This window comes from Pseudomonas sp. AM8 (genome assembly GCF_036346475.1).
Classification (GTDB): Bacteria; Pseudomonadota; Gammaproteobacteria; order Pseudomonadales; family Pseudomonadaceae; genus Aquipseudomonas; species Aquipseudomonas marginalis.
In genome coordinates this window covers 34987-54753 of sequence record NZ_JAOTNX010000017.1, presented here as the reverse complement: position 1 = coordinate 54753, position 19767 = coordinate 34987, and the positions used below count along the sequence as shown (strand labels likewise).

The window sequence follows — 19767 nt, the reverse complement described above, 5'->3', positions numbered from 1 at the left end:
TGCGACGATTCGACAAGCCCGCTCACCACAGAAGCCTAATTGCCATAGATTCCGTATTCACTGGAAGTTGTGTAGATACCCATGGCTATCGGGGGCAAGCCCCTCCCACATTCAACCGAGTTCCAACCTTGAAATGCTGTTTACTGGGGGGGGCTTGCCCCCGATAGCGCCCGAAAGAACAATAAAAAACCCGCGCCTGTCACCAGAACGCGGGCTTCTATTATTGCTTCAAGCGATCAACGCTCCAGCAAGATCCGCAGCATGCGACGCAGCGGCTCGGCCGCGCCCCACAGCAGTTGGTCGCCGACGGTGAATGCGCCCAGATACTGGGTGCCCATGTTCAGCTTGCGCAGGCGGCCCACCGGTACATTCAGGGTGCCGGTGACCTTGGTCGGGCTCAGTTCCTGCATGCTGATGTCGCGGTTGTTCGGCACCAGCTTGACCCAGGGGTTGTGCTGGCTGATCAGCCCTTCGATATCGGCGATCGGCACGTCTTTGTTCAGCTTGATGGTCAGCGCCTGGCTGTGGCAGCGCATGGCGCCGATGCGCACGCAGATGCCATCCACCGGGATCGGGCTCTTGAACCGGCCGAGGATCTTGTTGGTCTCGGCCTGGGCCTTCCACTCTTCGCGGCTCTGGCCGTTCGGCAGCTCTTTGTCGATCCACGGGATCAGGCTGCCGGCCAATGGCACACCGAAGTTCTCGGTCGGGTAGGCATCGCTGCGCATGGCTTCGGCCACACGGCGGTCGATGTCGAGGATCGCGCTGGCCGGGTCGGCCAGTTGATCGGCGACGGCGGCGTGGGTCGCGCCCATCTGCTTGATCAGCTCACGCATGTTCTGCGCGCCGGCACCGGAAGCTGCCTGATAAGTCATGGCGCTCATCCACTCGACCAGGCCGGCTTCGAACAGGCCGCCCAGGCCCATCAGCATCAGGCTGACGGTGCAGTTGCCGCCCACATAATTCTTGGTGCCGGCATCCAGTTGCTGGTCGATGACCTTGCGGTTGACCGGATCGAGGATGATCACGGCGTCGTCCTGCATGCGCAGGCTCGAGGCGGCGTCGATCCAGTAACCCTGCCAGCCGGCTTCACGCAGCTTGGGGAAGACTTCGCTGGTGTAGTCGCCACCCTGGCAGGTGAGGATCACGTCGAGGGTCTTCAGCTCTTCAATGCTGTAGGCGTCCTTGAGCGGGGCAATATCCTTGCCCACGGACGGCCCTTGGCCACCTACGTTCGAAGTGGTGAAAAACACCGGCTCAATAAGATCGAAATCCTGCTCTTCCAGCATCCGCTGCATGAGCACGGAACCGACCATACCGCGCCAACCGATCAGACCTACACGTTTCATCGCAACTACACCTTGTTAAAAAGTGGGCCGCCTTGCAGCAACAACTGCAAGCGGGCCCGAGAGATTACAGATTCCGCAGCGCGGCGACTACTGCGTCGCCCATTTCCTGCGTACCCACCTTGGTGCAACCCTGCGACCAGATGTCGCCGGTGCGCAAGCCCTGGTCCAGCACCAGGCTCACGGCCTTCTCGATCGCATCCGCGGCGTCGCTCAGGTTGAAGCTGTAACGCAGCATCATCGAGACCGACAGGATGGTCGCCAGCGGGTTGGCAATGCCCTGGCCCGCGATGTCCGGCGCCGAGCCGTGGCAAGGCTCGTACATGCCCTTGTTATTGGTGTCCAGGGACGCCGACGGCAGCATGCCGATGGAACCGGTGAGCATCGAGGCCTGGTCGGACAGGATGTCGCCGAACAGGTTGTCGGTGACGATCACGTCGAACTGCTTCGGCGCACGGACCAATTGCATGGCGGCGTTGTCGACGTACATGTGGCTCAGTTCGACGTCCGGGTAGTCCTTGGCCACTTCTTCGACGATTTCGCGCCACAGCTGGCTGGAGGCCAGGACGTTGGCCTTGTCCACCGAGCAGACCTTCTTGCCGCGTACACGGGCCATGTCGAAACCGACGCGGGCGATACGGCGGATTTCGCTCTCGCTGTACGGCAGGGTGTCGTAGGCCTGGCGCTCGCCATTCTCCAGCTCGCGCACGCCCCGTGGCGAGCCAAAGTAGATACCGCCGGTCAGTTCACGCACGATCAGGATGTCCAGGCCCGCCACCACTTCCGGCTTCAGGCTCGACGCATCGGCCAGTTGCGGGTAGAGGATCGCCGGTCGCAGGTTGCCGAACAGGCCCAGCTGTGCGCGGATTTTCAGCAGGCCGCGCTCAGGGCGGATATCACGCTCGATCTTGTCCCACTTCGGGCCACCCACGGCGCCCAGCAGCACGGCATCGGCGGCGCGGGCGCGGTCCAGGGTTTCGTCGGCCAGGGGCACGCCGTGCTTGTCGATGGCAGCGCCGCCGATCACGTCGTGGCTCAATTCGAAGCCCAGGCTGTACTTGCTGTTGGCAAGCTCCAGGACCTTGACCGCTTCGGCCATGATTTCCGGACCAATACCGTCGCCAGGGAGAATCAGAATCTGCTTGCTCATGGGTTCCTCATTTCATCGAGCGACCTGCCCGTGGGCAGGTCGGGAAAATTAATCAGCGTTCGGCCCAGACCACCAGCACGTCGGTGCTGAAGGTGCCGTCGGCCTGAATCTCGTAGTAATCGCGCACTTCCTGGCCCATCGCCTGCTGCAGCTGCAGGATCGCGGCGCGCAGCACCTGCGGTGTGCGCATGCGTTCGACCCACGAGGTGTATTCCAGGCGCAGGCGCTGGCGGCTGCTGTTGCGTACGTGCAAACCGGCTTCGCTGAGCTGGCGCATCCATTCGGCGGCGGAGTAGTCACGCACGTGGCTGGTGTCGCGCAACACTTCGACGGTTTGCAGGTAAGTGTCCAGCAACGGGCTGCCCGGTGACAAGACATCGACAAACGCCGCCACGCCGCCCGGCTTGAGCACGCGGCGCACTTCGCGCAGGGCCACGCCGAGGTCGCTCCAATGGTGCGCCGAATAACGGCTGAACACGAAGTCGAATTCGCCATCGGCAAACGGCAGGCGCTCGGCGGCGCCGTTTACGGTGCTGATATTGGTGAGACCGCGATCTTGCGCAGCGGCGGCCACCACATCGAGCATCTGCTGGGACAGATCGTAGGCCACCACTTCCTTGACCAATGGCGCCACATGGAAACTCACATGACCGGCACCGCAGCCCAGGTCCAGCAGTCGTGCACCGCCCTGCCCGGCCAGTTCGGCCTGGAGCAGCGCGAATTCGGTGCCTTGGGCGTGCACGGCACTGCTCAGGTAGGCAGACGCCTGTTCGCCGAATTGTTTTTGCACGACTTGGGTGTGGGCGGTGCTGGTCATGGTGGCATCCTTCAAGGGTTGTGTTGCTGGTACCGGCCCTATCGGGGGGCAAGCCCCCTCCCACATTTGAATGTATTCACAACTCAAAAGGTGGGAAGGGGCTTGCCCCCGATGAGGCCGGTCCTGCCTACATCAATTTATGCGTCACGAAACAACCAGGGCTGGCTCACCCGGTGCCTGGCTTCGAACGCGGCAATCGCATCGCCGTCCTGCAAGGTCAGGCCGATATCGTCCAGGCCGTTGATCAGGCAGTGCTTGCGGAAGGCGTCCACCTCAAAGTGGTACACCTTGCCGTCCGGACGGGTCACGGTTTGCGCAGCCAGGTCGATGGTCAGCTGGTAGCCCACATCGGCTTCCACTTGCTTGAACAGTTCGTCGACTTCTTCGTCGGTCAAGATGATCGGCAACAGGCCGTTCTTGAAGCTGTTGTTGAAGAAGATGTCGGCATAGCTCGGCGCGATGATGCTGCGAAAGCCATATTCTTCCAGGGCCCACGGCGCGTGCTCGCGACTGGAGCCGCAACCGAAGTTTTCCCGGGCCAGCAACACGCTGGCGCCCTGGTAGCGCTCGGCGTTGAGCACGAAGTCCTTGTTCAGCGGGCGCTTGGAGTTGTCCTGGTAGGCGTAGCCCACGTCCAGGTAGCGCCATTCGTCGAACAGGTTGGGGCCGAAACCGGTGCGTTTGATGGACTTCAAGAACTGCTTGGGGATGATCTGGTCGGTGTCGACGTTGGCACGGTCCAACGGCGCGACCAAACCGGTGTGTTGGGTAAAAGCTCTCATCGGGTTTTCCTCAGATCAATTCGCGAACGTCGATGAAACGACCGTTGACGGCAGCGGCGGCGGCCATGGCCGGGCTGACCAGGTGGGTACGGCCACCGGCGCCCTGACGCCCTTCGAAGTTACGGTTGGAGGTGGACGCGCAATGCTCGCCCGACTCCAGGCGATCCGGGTTCATCGCCAGGCACATCGAGCAGCCCGGCTCACGCCACTCGAAACCGGCTTCGAGGAAGATCTTGTCCAGGCCTTCGGCTTCAGCCTGGGCTTTAACCAGGCCCGAGCCTGGCACCACGATGGCCTGCTTGATGGTCGAAGCGACTTTGCGGCCCTTGGCGATCACCGCCGCCGCGCGCAGGTCTTCGATCCGCGAGTTGGTGCAGGAGCCGATAAACACGCGATCCAACTGGATGTCGGTGATCGCCTGGTTGGCCTTCAAGCCCATGTACTTCAAGGCGCGCTCGATGGAACCGCGCTTGACCAGGTCGGCTTCCTGCGCCGGGTCCGGCACGTTCTGGTCGACGGCCAGGACCATTTCCGGCGAAGTGCCCCAGCTGACCTGCGGCTTGATCTGGGCAGCATCGAGTTCAACCACGGTGTCGAACACCGCATCGGCGTCTGACACCAGGTCTTTCCAGGCTTCAACCGCGGCGTCCCAATCGGCGCCTTGCGGTGCAAATGGGCGCCCCTTCACGTATTCAACGGTTTTCTCGTCCGCCGCCACCATGCCCACGCGAGCACCGGCTTCGATGGACATGTTGCAAATGGTCATGCGGCCTTCGATGGACAGGTCGCGAATGGCGCTGCCGGCGAACTCGATGGCATGGCCGTTACCGCCGGCGGTGCCGATCTTGCCGATCACGGCGAGCACGATGTCCTTGGCGGTCACGCCGAACGGCAAGGTGCCTTCGACACGCACCAGCATGTTCTTCATTTTCTTGGCGACCAGGCACTGGGTGGCGAACACATGCTCCACCTCCGAGGTGCCGATGCCGTGGGCCAGGGCGCCAAACGCACCGTGGGTGGAGGTGTGGGAGTCGCCGCAGACCACGGTCATGCCCGGCAAGGTGGCGCCCTGCTCCGGGCCGATCACGTGGACGATCCCTTGACGCACGTCATTCATCTTGAATTCGGTGATGCCATATTCGTCGCAGTAGTCGTCGAGGGTCTGCACCTGCAAGCGCGACACGGTGTCGACAATGGCGTCGATCCCGCCCTTGCGCTCCGGGGTGGTCGGTACGTTGTGGTCCGGGGTGGCGATGATCGAGTCGACGCGCCAGGGCTTGCGCCCGGCCAGCCGCAGGCCTTCGAACGCTTGGGGCGAGGTCACTTCATGGATGATGTGACGGTCGATATAGATCAGCGACGAGCCATCGTCGCGCCGTTTCACTTCATGGGAATCCCAAAGCTTGTCGTAAAGCGTTTTGCCGGCCATCAGTCGGTCCTCATCAGCGGTGTTTCTATGCGCCGGGCTTTTCAATAACCCTTTGGCTTGTGAGGCTGATGGTATGGCGCTACATTAAATAACTCAAATTCATATTTTTTATGCTTTGGATTACCAACTGGAATACACCCATGGACCTGGCCAACCTCAATGCCTTTATTGCCATCGCCGAGACCGGCAGCTTCTCAGGTGCCGGTGAACGCCTGCACCTGACCCAACCGGCCATCAGCAAGCGCATCGCCGGCCTGGAACAGCAATTGAAGGTGCGACTGTTCGATCGCCTGGGCCGTGAAGTCGGCCTGACCGAAGCCGGCCGGGCCTTGCTGCCGCGCGCTTATCAGATTCTCAACGTGCTGGACGACACCCGCCGCGCCCTCACCAATCTCACCGGAGAAGTCAGCGGCCGCCTGACCTTAGCCACCAGCCACCATATCGGCCTGCATCGTTTGCCACCGATCCTGCGTACCTTCACCCGCGAATACCCGAATGTGGCGCTGGATATTCAGTTTCTCGATTCGGAAGTGGCCTACGAAGAAATCCTCCACGGCCGCGCCGAAGTGGCAGTGATCACCCTGGCGCCCGCCCCCCATCACCTGGTACGCGCCACCCCGGTGTGGGACGACCCGCTGGATTTCGTGGTGGCGCCGGAGCACAGCCTCACCGGCAACCGCAACGTCAGCCTGGCCGATATTGCCGGCCACCCGGCGGTTTTCCCTGGCGGTAATACCTTTACCCACCATATTGTCAGCCGACTGTTCGAGGCCCAGGGCCTTACGCCGAACATCGCGATGAGTACTAACTACCTGGAAACCATCAAGATGATGGTCTCCATCGGCCTGGCCTGGAGCGTCTTGCCGCGCACCATGCTCGATGATCAGGTGGCGAGTATCGCTTTGCCGGGCATACAACTCAGTCGCCAGCTAGGCTATATCGTGCACACCGAAAGGACGCTGTCGAACGCTGCGCGGGCGTTCATGAGCCTGTTGGATGCACAGGTGGATCTGCCAGTGATACCGGTATGACGCCGTGCGGCCCCAGGTTGTGAATAAAACCGCGTTGTTTGCCCATCGAGCCAAGGCCCTTTGATAATGCGCAACCCTGTCGACCCTGTGCCACCCCTGCCCCGCATTTACGCCCTGGACCCCCAGCAGGCGGAACAAAGCTGGGACAGCGCCCCGCAACTGCTGGCAGCCCTGAATGCTGCCCGGCTGGGCGCGTGGTGCTGGGAAATCGACACGGGCCGTATCAGCTGGTCACGGGGCACCCAGGCGCTGTTCGGCTTCGACTCGCGCCAACCACTGCCCAAGGACCTGGACTACCTCGACCTGCTGGCGCCCTCGGATCGCTCCCGGGTGGTACGGGCCTTTCATGCGGTGCTGGCCGGCGAGCCGTTCGAGCAGGCCATGCACCATCACATCCAATGGCCGGACGGCACTCATCACTGGCTGGAGATCAATGGCAGCCTGGCACCGGACAAGGCCGGCCGGCGCCGTATGATCGGCGTGATCCGCGAGACCACTCGCCAGCGCGAGCGTGAGCACGCCCTCAGCCATTCCGAAAAACGCTTCGCCACGCTGTTTCACCTGTGCCCGAACATGGTGTTGTTGACCCGCCAGTCCGACGGCCTGATCAGCGAAGCCAACCAGTATTTCGAGATGCTCTTCGGCTGGCCGGTGGCCGATGCCATCGGCCGCAGCACCCTGGACCTGGGCCTGTGGAGGCACCCCGAACAACGTGCGCAGCTGGTCCTGGCCACCCAGCGCAAGGGTGAACCCATCACCATGGAAGTGCAGTTCTGCGCCAGCAACGGCCAGATCCACGATGGCACCCTCAGTGCACAAAAGGTCGAACTGGAGGGCGAGGCTTATTTGCTCAGCACCTTTCTCGACACCACCGAGCGCAAAAACGCCGAAAATGCCCTCAAGGACAGCCAGGAGCGCCTGGACCTGGCCCTGGACTCGGCGCAACTGGGCACCTGGGACTGGCATATCCCCACCGGCATGCTCTACGGCTCGGCCCGCGCCGCTCAACTGCACGGCCTGCCACCCGAGCCCTTCCATGAATCCTTCGAGGCGTTTTTCGAGGGCATGCCCAGGCAAGAGCGCGAGAACATGCGCAACGCTTATCGCACCCTGCGCGAAGGCCCGGCCGGCAATTACCAACTCACTTACCGCGTGCCAGTGGAAGACGGCAGCTCGCGCTACCTGGAAAGCCGCGCCCGCCTCTACCGCGACGAGCAAGGGGCGCCGCTGCGCATGGCCGGCACCCTGCTGGACATCACCGACCAGGTGGAACGCGAACAACGCCTGACCGCCTCCGAAGAAAAGTTCGCCAGCCTGTTCCAGGCCAGCCCCGATCCCATCTGCGTCACCTGCCTGGACAGTGGCGGGTTCATCGAGATCAACCCCGCCTTCACCCAGACGTTTGGCTGGACGGCGGCCGAGGTGATCGACAAGAGCGCCGAGCAGATCGGCCTGTGGGACGAGTCAAGCAAGCGCCTGCAGCGTATCGAACAGGTGATTCGCGACCAGGCGTTGAGCAATGTGGCCATCGTGGTGCACCACAAGAACGGCCAAACCCTGACCTGCATGATTTCCAGCCGGCTGATCAAGGTGGGCGACCAGCCGTGCATCGTCACCACCTTGCGCGACATCACCCAGCAACAACGCTCGGAGGCCGCGCTGAAGGCCAGCGAGGAAAAATTCGCCAAGGCCTTCCATTCCAGCCCCGACGCCATCTCCATCACCGAGCGCGACACCGGCCGTTATGTGGAGGTCAACGATGGCTTCTGCCGCCTCACCGGCTACCGTGCCGAAGAAGCCATCGGCCTGACGCTGTACCAGATCGGCATCTGGGCCGATGAAAACCAGCGTTCCGCCTTGTTGGCCGAATTGCAGATCAAAGGGCGCATCCCTCACCTGGAAATGCTCTGGCACAACAAGCGCGGCGACGTATTGGCGGTAGAAGTCTCGGTCGAGCCGATCACCCTCAATGAAACCCCGTGCCTGCTGCTGACCGCGCGGGACGTGAGCCTGCTGAAAAACGCCCAGGCGCAGATCCGTCACCTGGCCTATCACGACCCGCTGACCAACCTGCCCAACCGCGCGCTGCTGATGGATCGCCTGAGCCAACAGATCGCCTTGCTCAAGCGCCATAACCTGCGCGGTGCCCTGCTGTTTCTCGACCTCGACCATTTCAAGCACATCAACGATTCCCTCGGCCACCCGGTGGGCGACACCGTGCTGAAAATCGTCACCGCGCGCCTGGAAGCCAGCGTGCGCATGGAGGACACGGTGGCGCGCCTGGGCGGCGATGAGTTCGTGGTACTGCTCAGCGGCCTGGATGGTACGCGCACTCAAGTCAGCACCCAGGTGCAGGAACTGGCCGATACCCTGCGCGAATTGCTTTCGGAGCCGATGTTCCTCGATGGCCATCGCCTGCAGGTCACGCCAAGCATCGGCGTGGCGTTGATTCCCGACCATGGCACGACCCCGGCGGACCTGCTCAAGCGCGCCGACATCGCCCTGTACCGGGCCAAGGATTCGGGGCGCAACACCACGCAGATGTTCCACAACAGCATGCAAAAGGCCGCCAGCGAGCGCCTGCGCATGGAAACCGACCTGCGCCTGGCCCTGTCACGCGGCGAGTTCAGCGTGCATTACCAGCCCCAGGTGGATGCGCGCGGCAACAAGATCGTCGGCGCCGAGGCCCTGGTGCGTTGGCAGCATCCGCAGTTGGGCGCGCAGTCGCCGTCCGAATTCATCAAGGTCCTGGAAGACAGCGGCCTGATCCTCGAAGTGGGTACCTGGATCCTCGACGAGGCCTGCGCCGCCTTTGCACAGCTGATTGCCGAAGGCTTGGTGGACCCGCTGAATTTCAGCCTGTGCGTGAACATCAGCCCCCGGCAGTTTCGCCAGAACGACTTTGTCGAACGGGTGGAGCGCAGCCTCAAGCGGCATCAACTGCCCTGCAACCTGCTGAAACTGGAAATCACCGAAGGCATCGTGATTCAGAACCTGGACGACACCGTGGCGAAGATGCGCCGCCTGAAAAAGCTCGGTGTCAGTTTTGCCATGGATGACTTCGGTACCGGCTACTCATCGCTGACGTACCTCAAACGCCTGCCGGTGGATGCGCTGAAGATCGACCAGTCCTTCGTACGCGACGCGACCCATGACCCCAACGACGCCGAAATCATCCGCGCCATCGTGGCCATGGCCCGCAGCCTGAACCTGACGGTGATTGCCGAAGGCGTGGAAACCCCGGAGCAATTGGCCTTCCTGCAAAAGCTGGGCTGCCATTTGTTCCAGGGGTATTTGCACAGTCGGCCACTGCCGATCGAAGGATTTCGGCGGTTGTTGGGCTAGCCCTTACACCAGCTTCAACGCAGTGAGCGTTTTGCGCCGCCAGGGCGACTCGTTCAAGGCGTACTTTTGCCCATACAGGTCCAGCATCCCTTTGACGACCACCACGGAATGCCAACCGTCTGCAATCGTACCGATTGCACCGTTGACCAACTCCTCGACAGTGCTGTTACGGATGTAACCGAACAGGCCCAGGCGCTGGAGAGCCTCACCGGGGTATTCGCCATCGTTGAGGGTTTCCAGGGCCGCCGAAAAGCTTCTCCCCGCACGGAAATCGTTGTTCTCCAACTGCGCCCGCTTGGCGCTGCAGGCATAGAGGAAGTTGGCGTAATCCAGCAATACCGGGTTGCTGCCATAGAAGTTCGACGCGGCGGTAGCCTGCCTCAGTTCCTCATGGCTCAAGCGCAACCGGAAGCCATCACGCATGGTCACTTCGCATCCGGCTGGCGTTCTGTAGATGGCCGTGTAGATGCCTTCGGGGAAACGGGTGATAGCCGCCTTGATCGCCGACACCGTCACGCAATTGCCCTCCACACCTTGATAAAAACCGCTCCAGATATCGGCGTGCCGGATACTTTCCGATACCTGAGCCAGGCCCCTGTCACGCTGCGGTGGCGTCTCACGATCATCAAACAGCACATAACCGTAACCTTCGCCGTGCGTGTGATTGGCGCCGCCCACCACGAGCGCCGCTCCGAAGTCATGGGTCTGGCGGACCCAGGCCAAATCCCTGCCGACCATGTCGCGAGCGGCAACCCATCGCGACAACCCATACACGCCCATTCCCTCCAGGCAACGCTTGCTTGTCTCGCCCTCAAGGCTCTTCGCCAGGGCAGCACCGAACGTCGCGTAGCCGCCCAGTTGCTGCTTGCGCTTTACAAAGGCCGCCAACATGAAGTTGGCGTGCTTCAGCGCATCAGGGTCCTGCCCTGTGAACCTTGACGCCCGGGTGACCTGCTCAAGCTCTGCCTGGGACACATGCACCCTGTATTGATCCTTCATGGTGACGGCATAACCTTCACCCGCTTGGGTTACCTGCTGGAAAACATCGGAGGGACGCGGGCCGAGGGTCATCATCATCAGTTTGATAACCGCCACGTGAGTACTGCAGTCCCTATTTTCGCCGAATCGACGCTCGGCGGCTGCGAATGCATTCACGGGCCCATCAAGGCTCATCCCGGCCCCGGAGCGGACAATACTTGAACCATGCTCAGGCAGCCGTTTTGCCATGACCGTGCGATGCCCCTCAATCAAAGTGTTCATCGGACTGCTCACTCAAGGCTGGACGAAAACGTACAGCCAGGGCACTGGCCGCACCTCTTGCACGCGCACATCACACCAATGCGATGGCGTCCCCACGGGTCGGTGCGGAACCCTGGCGCCCATACATCTCTTCGCGGCCATTGATCACCGCCACGGAATGGAAGGCTCGATTGCACATGCCCAGCTGCCCCCTGGCGAGATCTCGCACACTCACCCTCTTCATGTGCTTCCTGAGGCCCAGACGCAGGAAACCCTCGCCAGGCCCATACTCATCCTCACCATTGTTCAAGCTTCTCACTCCGGCGGTATAACTGCGGTTCGCCCAGCCGTCGTTGTTTTCCATCTGTGCACGCTTGGCACTGACGGCGAACAGGAATTGCGCGTCCTTGAGCATGCCTTTATCACGGCCGATAAAACGCGAAGCCGCGGCGCCAATTTTTAACTCTTGATCCGTCAAGTTAAGTACAAAATCATCGCGCATCGTCACCCGGTAACCATCACTTGTCTTGCTCACCTCTTTATAGATATCCGTTGGACTTTGGCCGAACTTGTACATGGCTGCCTTGATGGCCGATACCGTGACACAGTTACCATCCGGGCCTTGACGAAACCCACTCCAGATATTGTCAGGTTTTGCGCCATTACGTTTATCCGACAGGTTCGGTATAGGCACATACTGTTTGGGTTGCGGCTCCGGCGGCACGACGGGCTCGACGGTCGGATTTACCTGAGGGCGCGGCGTACTATCGGGAACCAACTTATCCGTTTTACTCGTTAGAAGATTAAATAACTGCGTAAAAAACGAAGTGAACAACGTAATAACGCTGGCAGCCGGATCTGGATCGGCTCCTATCGCCGCCTGACCGCGTGGCCCGCCTGCGGTAACAGATGCAGCGCCTGTGCCAAACTCGATAGATTTAAATCGATAGGAAGGTGCAGGTTCGTTGACGGCCGCCGGCAAGTTTCTGTTATACGCCAGACGAACATTCACTACGCGCGCAATATTATGAATCGAACAATACGACATGGTGTTCACTCCACTTTCTGAGTATTTCTCCAAGCGCTGTGCCGCCCGGAGAAACACCGTTTTATTTATCCAAGAAGTTTCGACGTAATGGCAGGAATCAGTTTCCTAACCGACGACGGTTGATAAAGGCCCACCCCTTGAAGTCAGTCTCATTTTCAGCAGGGCCAGGACTGGTGACGTCCGCTTCGGGCTTTGGCTGATCGGGAATATCCTTCTGCCTGTTATCGGTCGAGGTCACGGTGTTTGTGTCAGGTCGCGGTGTAGTTCCGGGCAGGGGCGTCGATTCAAGCCGGTGCAGCGCGCCAGGATGGATGCCTGAAGACTTGGCTTTGGAGGGTGGTGTCACCTTGGCGTCAGGAGCCTTGGTGTCCGGCACCTTGGCGTCCGGCACCTTGGCGTCCGGCACCTTGGTGTCCGGCACCTTGGCGTCTGGCACCTTGGCGTCTGGCACCTTGGCGTCTGGCACCTTGGTGTCCGGCACCTTGGCGTCCGGCACCTTGGCGTCCGGCACCTTGGTGTCCGGCACCTTGGCGTCTGGCACCTTGGTGTCCGGCACCTTGGTACCGGGCAACTTGGTGTCCGGCAGCTTCGTATCCGTCGCCCTGTTGTCCGGCATCTTGGTGTCGTGCCGTGGAGTCACGTCGAGCCTGTGCACCGGGTGAGCATTAAGCCGTACCTCAGGCCTGATGGGCGGCACCTTGGCATCGGGTTGTGGAGTCACCCCGGGGGTGGGCACCGAAGGAGGATTGACCCGTCCTCCGTCGCGCTCCACATGGGTATCAGGACAGTGACAATTGCCGATATTGAGTTCCACCTTGACCTGCGCATTCGAGTCGTTGCTCACGTTGACACGGGGCACAGGGACCGACTGAAGCGTCCCTTTGTCGACTTTCACTGTCAGCTGGTTCGTCGTATCCGATGTAGCCGTGGGCGTTGTGCCTGGTTCCACCTTCACTTTCAATTGGGTCGCCAGGTCCGGGGTGGTGCCCGGCAACTTGGCTGGTTCCGCCTTTGCTTTCAGCTGGGTCGTCGCATCCGACGTGACCGCCGTCAACTGAGCGGGTTCTGCCTTTGCTTTCAGCTGCGTCATCATGGCCGGCGCGGCCTGCGGCAACTTGGCTGGATCTGCCTTGGCTTTCAACTGGGTCGTCGTGTCCGACATGACCGCCGTCAACTGTGCGGGATCTGCCTTCACTTTCAGCTGCGTCGTCATATCCGGCGTGTGCTTGGGTGTTTTATCGGAATGTGTGGTCAGGGCAGGCGTCATGTTTCTCACCGACACCATCTCACGCATGGTTTTGAAGACTTGCTCAAGCATGTCGAACAATTTTGAAAATGCTCCGGCGTTGATCATCATTTCACCGTGAGGCGCTCGGGCGACGTCAGGCCGAAGCGCAGGCGAAATCCATACTGGATCCGCCTTGGAAGAACTCAGCGGTTCATTGGTTTTAAGAGGTGTCGATGGCAGCAAGTGGTGACGCGGGGTCTCAACCTTTACAGAGGGTGAACCATTAATCGAGATGGACATAAATACGCTCCTTAGTGGGCGCCCCTCCCCGGCGGTTAACACCAGGAGTGGCGATAGGATTTATAGATACTGGAAAACAACAGCGCTGCCTTACAGTCCCTACTTCGTGGAGCGTGAGACTATCGAGTTCCAGAAATCGCGCCTCACATAAGGAAACCAACGCGAACTTTCAGACTTTACCCCATGGTCATTCCAAGAAAACCTTGATTCATCGCACACCGGCGCCGCACTAACAGACATACCCACACATAAAGTGCTGGACATGCAATTAAGAGACATAACTGAATACACCACTAATAGTTGAACTGTGATAATTCACACGCACAGAACATCCACCCGCCATCATCAAAGCGTCGCAGGAACAGTCACCAAAACATGCAGAATGATTCAGTCATTATCCAAAGACTTTTAAACGCAGAAGGCTCCTTGTCTTTCGACAAGGAGCCTTCTGTGAAACATATCAGGCGTTCGACACAGCGCTTTAAGAGGTCAGGCTGCGACCGGAGTATCCATCCCCAACAACCGGCTGACCTGCTCCAGTTCGGTCTCGCGGCGCAACGCGGTAAACAGCGCGACAGCTTCGGGGTAGTTGCGCGTCAGCATTGCCAGCCACTGCTTCAACCGGCCAGGGGCCTGGCGCTCGGTCAACTGTGCGACCGACTGGGTCCAGAAGTCCTGGAGCATGGGTTGCATTTGCGCCCAGGTCATTTCCACGACGTCTTCGCCTGCACGCGCGGCGGCGATTTGCCGGGCCAGGTCCGGGCGCGCCACCAGGCCGCGACCGAGCATAATGTCTTCGACACCACTGATCTCCCGACAGCGCCGCCAGTCTTCGACGCTCCAGATATCGCCGTTGGCGAACACCGGCACCTTGACCACCTCCTGCACACGCGGAATCCACTCCCAGTGGGCGGGCGGTTTGTAGCCATCGGTCTTGGTACGCGCATGCACCACGATATGCGCCGCACCGCCTTCGGCCAGGGCCGTGGCACACACCAGCGCGCCATCCGGGCTGTCGAAGCCCAGGCGCATCTTGGCGGTCACCGGGATATGGGCAGGCACGGCACGGCGCACGTGTTCGACGATCCGGTTGAGCAGCTCCGGCTCTTTGAGCAGCACCGCACCGCCGCGGGATTTATTGACGGTCTTGGCCGGGCAGCCGAAGTTCAGATCGATCACCTCGGAACCCAGCTCGCAGGCCAGGGCGGCGTTTTCCGCCAGGCATACCGGGTCGGAACCGAGCAATTGCACGCGCAACGGCACACCGGCTGCGGTGTGGGCGCCGTGCAGCAGTTCCGGGGCGAGCTTGTGGAAATACGCGGGGGTGAGCAAGCGGTCGTTGACGCGGATGAACTCGGTCACGCACCAGTCGATACCGCCCACGCGGGTCAACACGTCCCTCAGGATGTTGTCGACCAACCCCTCCATGGGCGCCAAAGCAATTTGCATGGAAAACACTCAACAAAAATCGTGGCGCAGTTTACTGGGTTTCCCGCGGCAACCGTTAACCCCCTGTCAGGGCGGGACCATAACCGTCGAGAAATTCGGCCGGCATGCGCTTGGGCCTGCCGCTGGACAATTCGATGCAGACAAAGGTGGTGTGAGCCCGCAGCAAGGTGGCACCGTCACGCGGGCGTACCAGCTGGAAACGACGGGTCATCTTCAGGCGCCGGTCCCAATCGACGATCCAGGTGGCCAACTGCAGCTCGTCGCCTTCGTAGCCTGCCGCGAGGTAATCGATTTCATGGCGCACCACGGCCATGGCACGGTCCAGGCGGCGGTACTCGGTGAGGTCCAGCCCCAGACGCTGCGAATGGCGCCAGGCGCAGCGCTCGAGCCAGGACACGTACACCGCGTTATTGGCGTGCCCCAGGCCGTCGATGTCTTCAGGGGCGACCTGCAGATCGATGATAAACGGCGTTGCCAAATCCCAGCCCATGCCTTGCTCCAGTCGATTGATGTCGGCGGGAGCAGTGTATCAGGCGGTTTGCCGGTCCTGTAGACGACGGCCGGCCAACAGCGCCAGTACGCCCTCGATCACCCGGGGATCGGCCAGCACTTTCTGGTGCCCGCCCTGCTCCAGGCGCAGCAGGCGGCTGTCGAACCAGGCTTCGTGGATGGCTTGAGATGCCTTGACCGGAACAAAGGTATCGTCCTCGGCGTGCACGACCAGGCCAGGGATGTTCATTTGGTAGTGCGCCACATCCAAGTGCTTGAGCGGCATTCCGAACGCCAGCTCCACCTCCTGGATAAACGCCGAGCGTGCCCGCGCCGGCAGACCGACCATCGTGGTAAAGCCGCGCAGCACATCCAGGAAGCGCGACGGGGCGGCGATGCTCACCAACGCCTCGGTACGCAGCCCCAACTGCACTGCCAGCATCGCACTGGCGCCGCCCATGGAATGCCCGATCACGGCGTGCAGCGGCGGCAGTTCGGCAGCCGCCTCCAGCATGGCTCGGGCGAACAGCAGCACGTGAGCTTCCCGTCCCGGCGAACGACCATGGGCCGGACCGTCCAGGGCAATCACGGCGTAACCGTTGCCTACCAACGCGCTGATCAAGCTGGCGAACTGGGTTGGCCGGCCTTCCCAGCCGTGCATCAACAACACCGCAGGGCCTTGGCCCCAGCGCAGGGCCGACAGACCGAAACGCAAGGTGATGCGCTCCGATTGCGCCAGCAGCGGCAGCTCCCAGTCACGTGGCGGCAGGTCGCGTGGCGTCATGAAGGCACGCCGCATCTTGTTGGCCACGGTTTGCGGTGCCAGGTGTCCAACGGTGCCGTTGAAGCGACGAATCCAGGTTAACGCGCCCATCCTCGCACCCTCTTCTAACGCACAGCCGACTTGGCCGCGCGTAACACTCGGTCCGACAACTCGCCCGGCCCCAGGGCACGCGCCAAGGCCAGCCCGCCGATCATCAACGCCATATCAGCCAAGGCTTTGTCAGTGTCTTCGGGACTCGCGGCAAGCTGGGCCGCCATCAGTTCCACATGCTCGCTCAGCGCCTCGCGGAAGGCGTCCGGCAGCCGCGCCATCTCGCCCACTGTGGCCGGGATCGGGCATGCCTGGACTGTTGAATCGCGGTGCTTGCGTGACAGATAAAACGCCGCCACCAGGCCCCTGCGCTCTTCTCCCGTCAGCTGTGCGTCCATATCGTCGATAGATGCACGCCGCCGCGCCAACAACTGGGTGAACGCCTCCAGCATCAAGGCGTCCTTGCTTTCAAAGTGTGCGTAGAAACCACCGACGGTCAGCCCCGCCGCGCCCATGACTTCGCCCACACTAGGCTCGGCCGGACCACGCTGGGTCAATGCAGCGCTGGCGGCTTGCAGAATACGTTCGCGGGTTTGCGCTTTTTTATCGCTCATCGTTGCCTCCGACTTTCATGGGTTGAATATTATTACCATAATAATATTTGGCAAGCGACAAGCATGACCACTGGTCAGCAAAGCAAAGGGAATGGGGGGGAGAGAATTGGCCAAACGCCAGACAAACAAAAGGGCCATTCAATAATTGAATGACCCTTAAAAATCCCGCAGAGCGGGTAATCGTGGCGTCCCCTAGGGGACTCGAACCCCTGTTACCGCCGTGAAAGGGCGGTGTCCTAGGCCACTAGACGAAGGGGACACAAACCTTCTATACACCTGATCAGCGCTGAGAACTGATCTGATTCAAGGACGGTGTGGCCAGACCTTGAACCTGTAAATTGGTGGAGCTAAACGGGATCGAACCGTTGACCTCTTGCATGCCATGCAAGCGCTCTCCCAGCTGAGCTATAGCCCCGGATTTTTCGCCTCGCGGCGCAGCAGACCTTTCGAACTGCTTGTTGAAACTGGCGTCCCCTAGGGGACTCGAACCCCTGTTACCGCCGTGAAAGGGCGGTGTCCTAGGCCACTAGACGAAGGGGACAAAACCTTCTGTACAACTGACCAGCGCTGAGAGCTGATCGATTCAAGGACGGTGTGGCCAGACCTTGAACCTGTAAATTGGTGGAGCTAAACGGGATCGAACCGTTGACCTCTTGCATGCCATGCAAGCGCTCTCCCAGCTGAGCTATAGCCCCTCATCGGTGAGGACGGGGCGAATCTTAATGGCGGTTTGGAAAGGTGTCAAATTTATTTTCAACATTTTCCAAAATTTTTTGCCGGGATAACAATCACTTACCGACGAAACCCCGGAAAACCTGGGTTTCGTCGCTGCAACGGACTGCTTAAGCGATAGCGCCCAGCAGCTTTTCCCACTCTTTGTTTTCTTTCTTCGATACACCACCAAGCAAATCAAGGGCTTGGCGCAGGCGGAAACGGGTCAGGTCCGGGCCGAGAATTTCCATCGCATCCAGCACCGACACCGAACTGGCCTGCCCGGTGATCGCGGCAAACATCAGCGGCATGGCATCGCGCAATTTCAACTCAAGGGATTCCACCACTGCCTGGATCGTCGCAGTGATCGCATCCTTCTCCCACTGGCGCAGGCTTTCCAGCTTCCACAGGATCAGTTGCATCAACTGGCGCACCTGATCGCCCGAGAGCTTCTTGGATTCGAACAGCCTGGTATCCGGGTTCACACCACCGGCAAAGAAGAAGCTGGCCAACGGGGCAACCTGGCTGAACGTCTCCACCCTGCCCTGCACCAGTGGCGCGATCTTCATCATGTATTCAGGGTTCAGCGCCCATTGCTGCACGCGGCTGGCGAATTCTTCCACCGGCAGATCACGCAGCCACTGGCCATTGAGCCACGAGAGTTTCTCGATATCGAAGATCGGCCCGCCCAGCGACACGCGGGACAGGTCAAAGTTATCGACCATTTCCTGCAGCGAGAACTTCTCACGCTCGTCCGGCATCGACCAGCCCATGCGGCCCAGGTAGTTGAGCATCGCTTCAGGCATGAAGCCCATGCGCTCGTAGAACGTCACCGAGGTCGGGTTCTTGCGCTTGGACAGCTTGCTCTTGTCCGGGTTACGCAGCAGCGGCATGTAGCACAGCTGCGGTTGTTCCCAGCCGAAGTATTCGTAGAGAAGGATCAGCTTCGGCGCCGATGGCAGCCATTCTTCACCCCGCAATACGTGGGTGATGCCCATCAGGTGGTCGTCGACCACGTTGGCCAGGAAGTACGTCGGCAGGCCGTCGGTCTTCATCAACACCTGCATGTCCATGCGGTCCCACGGGATTTCGACATCACCGCGCAGCATGTCCGGCACCACGCACACGCCTTCGCTCGGCACCTTCATGCGGATAACGTGAGGTTCACCGGCGGCCAGGCGGGCAGCCACCTCCTCTTTCGACAGCAGCAATGCGCGGCCATCGTAGCGCGGGGTTTCGCCACGGGCCTGTTGCTCCGCGCGCATCTGGTCGAGTTCTTCAGCGGTGCAGAAGCATGGGAACGCATGGCCCATGTCGACCAGTTGCTGGGTGTACTGCTTGTAGATGTCGCTGCGCTCGCTCTGGCGATACGGACCGTGCGGGCCGCCTACGTCCGGGCCTTCGGCCCAGGTAATGCCCAACCAGCGCAGGGCATCGAAAATCTGCTGTTCCGACTCACGGGTGGAGCGCAGTTGGTCGGTGTCCTCGATCCGCAGGATGAATTCACCGCCGTGCTGCTTGGCAAAGCAGTAGTTGAACAAGGCGATGTAGGCAGTGCCGACGTGGGGATCCCCAGTAGGCGATGGCGCGATGCGCGTGCGGACGGTGGTCATGGCAGGTCTCGAATGGGCGATATAACTGAAATTGAAACAAGGGGCGAATGGTAACAGCCTGGGTGATTTCTGGAAAACCGAGGCGCAGCCATCGGGGGCAAGCCCCCGATGAGCATGGGTATCTACACAACTTCCAGTGAATACGGAATCTATGGCAATTAGGCTTCTGTGGTGAGCGGGCTTGTCGAATCGTCGCACCGCCCGCGCTGGGCTGCGAAGCAGCCCCAAAACCAGCCTCTACAGAGTGCCTGATACACCGCGTTCTTCTTTACTGGGGCTGCTTCGCAGCCCAGCGCGGGCGGTGCGACGATTCGACAAGCCCGCTCACCACAGACTTATGTGTCAGCCTTTAAGAGTTGTGT

The 19767-nt window shown here is 60.8% G+C and carries 15 protein-coding genes and 4 tRNA genes; 2 read left to right on the top strand and 17 right to left on the bottom strand.

The genetic code is table 11. From position 1 onward, the window contains the following. Positions 1-236: 236 nt before the first annotated feature. The 5 genes from asd to leuC all read right to left on the bottom strand — a co-directional run bounded on the left by asd (position 237) and on the right by leuC (position 5524). On the bottom strand, positions 237-1349 hold the full coding sequence (gene asd / locus V3W40_RS30515; RefSeq protein WP_027604071.1) for an aspartate-semialdehyde dehydrogenase: 1113 nt from the start codon (positions 1347-1349) through the stop codon (positions 237-239). Positions 1350-1413: 64 nt separating this feature from the next. Further along, positions 1414-2496, bottom strand: a complete 1083-nt coding sequence (gene leuB / locus V3W40_RS30510) for a 3-isopropylmalate dehydrogenase (RefSeq protein ID WP_017530190.1) — start codon at positions 2494-2496, stop codon at positions 1414-1416. Positions 2497-2548: 52 nt separating this feature from the next. Continuing rightward, a complete protein-coding gene (locus tag V3W40_RS30505) occupies positions 2549-3313 on the bottom strand; it encodes a class I SAM-dependent methyltransferase (protein ID WP_065947093.1) in 765 nt (254 codons plus the stop codon). Positions 3314-3450: 137 nt separating this feature from the next. Continuing rightward, positions 3451-4095: a 3-isopropylmalate dehydratase small subunit gene (leuD, locus tag V3W40_RS30500; RefSeq protein ID WP_065925092.1), complete on the bottom strand. Its 645-nt coding sequence runs from the start codon at positions 4093-4095 to the stop codon at positions 3451-3453. 10 nt (positions 4096-4105) lie between these two features. Beyond that, entirely contained in the window at positions 4106-5524 is a 1419-nt protein-coding gene (gene leuC, locus V3W40_RS30495; RefSeq protein WP_027604068.1) for a 3-isopropylmalate dehydratase large subunit, read from the bottom strand. A 140-nt stretch (positions 5525-5664) separates the two neighbouring features. Here leuC and V3W40_RS30490 point away from each other — a divergent pair, with 140 nt between their 5' ends. Together V3W40_RS30490 and V3W40_RS30485 are read left to right on the top strand one after the other, a co-directional pair. Further along, complete coding sequence (locus tag V3W40_RS30490) at positions 5665-6555, top strand: LysR family transcriptional regulator (protein WP_330216269.1); 891 nt, start codon at positions 5665-5667, stop codon at positions 6553-6555. Between the two features lie 66 nt (positions 6556-6621). Beyond that, positions 6622-9900 carry an EAL domain-containing protein gene (locus V3W40_RS30485; protein ID WP_330216268.1) on the top strand — a complete coding sequence of 1093 codons (3279 nt, stop codon included), beginning with the start codon at positions 6622-6624 and terminating at the stop codon, positions 9898-9900. Positions 9901-9903: 3 nt separating this feature from the next. On the opposite strand, the gene V3W40_RS30480 is transcribed toward V3W40_RS30485, so the two are convergent. The 12 genes from V3W40_RS30480 to gltX form a co-directional block, all read right to left on the bottom strand. Then, positions 9904-11160, bottom strand: a complete 1257-nt coding sequence (locus V3W40_RS30480) for a hypothetical protein (protein WP_330216267.1) — start codon at positions 11158-11160, stop codon at positions 9904-9906. 70 nt (positions 11161-11230) lie between these two features. Continuing rightward, positions 11231-12187, bottom strand: a complete 957-nt coding sequence (locus tag V3W40_RS30475) for a hypothetical protein (protein ID WP_330216266.1) — start codon at positions 12185-12187, stop codon at positions 11231-11233. A gap of 97 nt (positions 12188-12284) precedes the next feature. Continuing rightward, complete coding sequence (locus tag V3W40_RS30470) at positions 12285-13715, bottom strand: hypothetical protein (protein WP_330216265.1); 1431 nt, start codon at positions 13713-13715, stop codon at positions 12285-12287. 489 nt (positions 13716-14204) lie between these two features. Further along, entirely contained in the window at positions 14205-15164 is a 960-nt protein-coding gene (locus tag V3W40_RS30465; RefSeq protein ID WP_137212883.1) for a tRNA dihydrouridine synthase, read from the bottom strand. 55 nt (positions 15165-15219) lie between these two features. Next, entirely contained in the window at positions 15220-15654 is a 435-nt protein-coding gene (locus V3W40_RS30460) for an acyl-CoA thioesterase (RefSeq protein ID WP_065925086.1), read from the bottom strand. A 39-nt stretch (positions 15655-15693) separates the two neighbouring features. Continuing rightward, positions 15694-16527: an alpha/beta hydrolase gene (locus tag V3W40_RS30455; RefSeq protein ID WP_330216264.1), complete on the bottom strand. Its 834-nt coding sequence runs from the start codon at positions 16525-16527 to the stop codon at positions 15694-15696. A gap of 14 nt (positions 16528-16541) precedes the next feature. Beyond that, positions 16542-17081 carry a TetR/AcrR family transcriptional regulator gene (locus V3W40_RS30450; RefSeq protein ID WP_027604060.1) on the bottom strand — a complete coding sequence of 180 codons (540 nt, stop codon included), beginning with the start codon at positions 17079-17081 and terminating at the stop codon, positions 16542-16544. 183 nt (positions 17082-17264) lie between these two features. After that, positions 17265-17340 (bottom strand) — tRNA-Glu (locus V3W40_RS30445). Between the two features lie 80 nt (positions 17341-17420). After that, a tRNA-Ala gene (locus V3W40_RS30440) sits at positions 17421-17496 on the bottom strand. A gap of 50 nt (positions 17497-17546) precedes the next feature. Further along, positions 17547-17622 (bottom strand) — tRNA-Glu (locus V3W40_RS30435). 78 nt (positions 17623-17700) lie between these two features. Further along, positions 17701-17776, bottom strand: a tRNA-Ala gene (locus V3W40_RS30430). Positions 17777-17923: 147 nt separating this feature from the next. After that, complete coding sequence (gene gltX, locus V3W40_RS30425; protein ID WP_065925084.1) at positions 17924-19405, bottom strand: glutamate--tRNA ligase; 1482 nt, start codon at positions 19403-19405, stop codon at positions 17924-17926. Between the last annotated feature and the right edge of the window lie 362 nt (positions 19406-19767).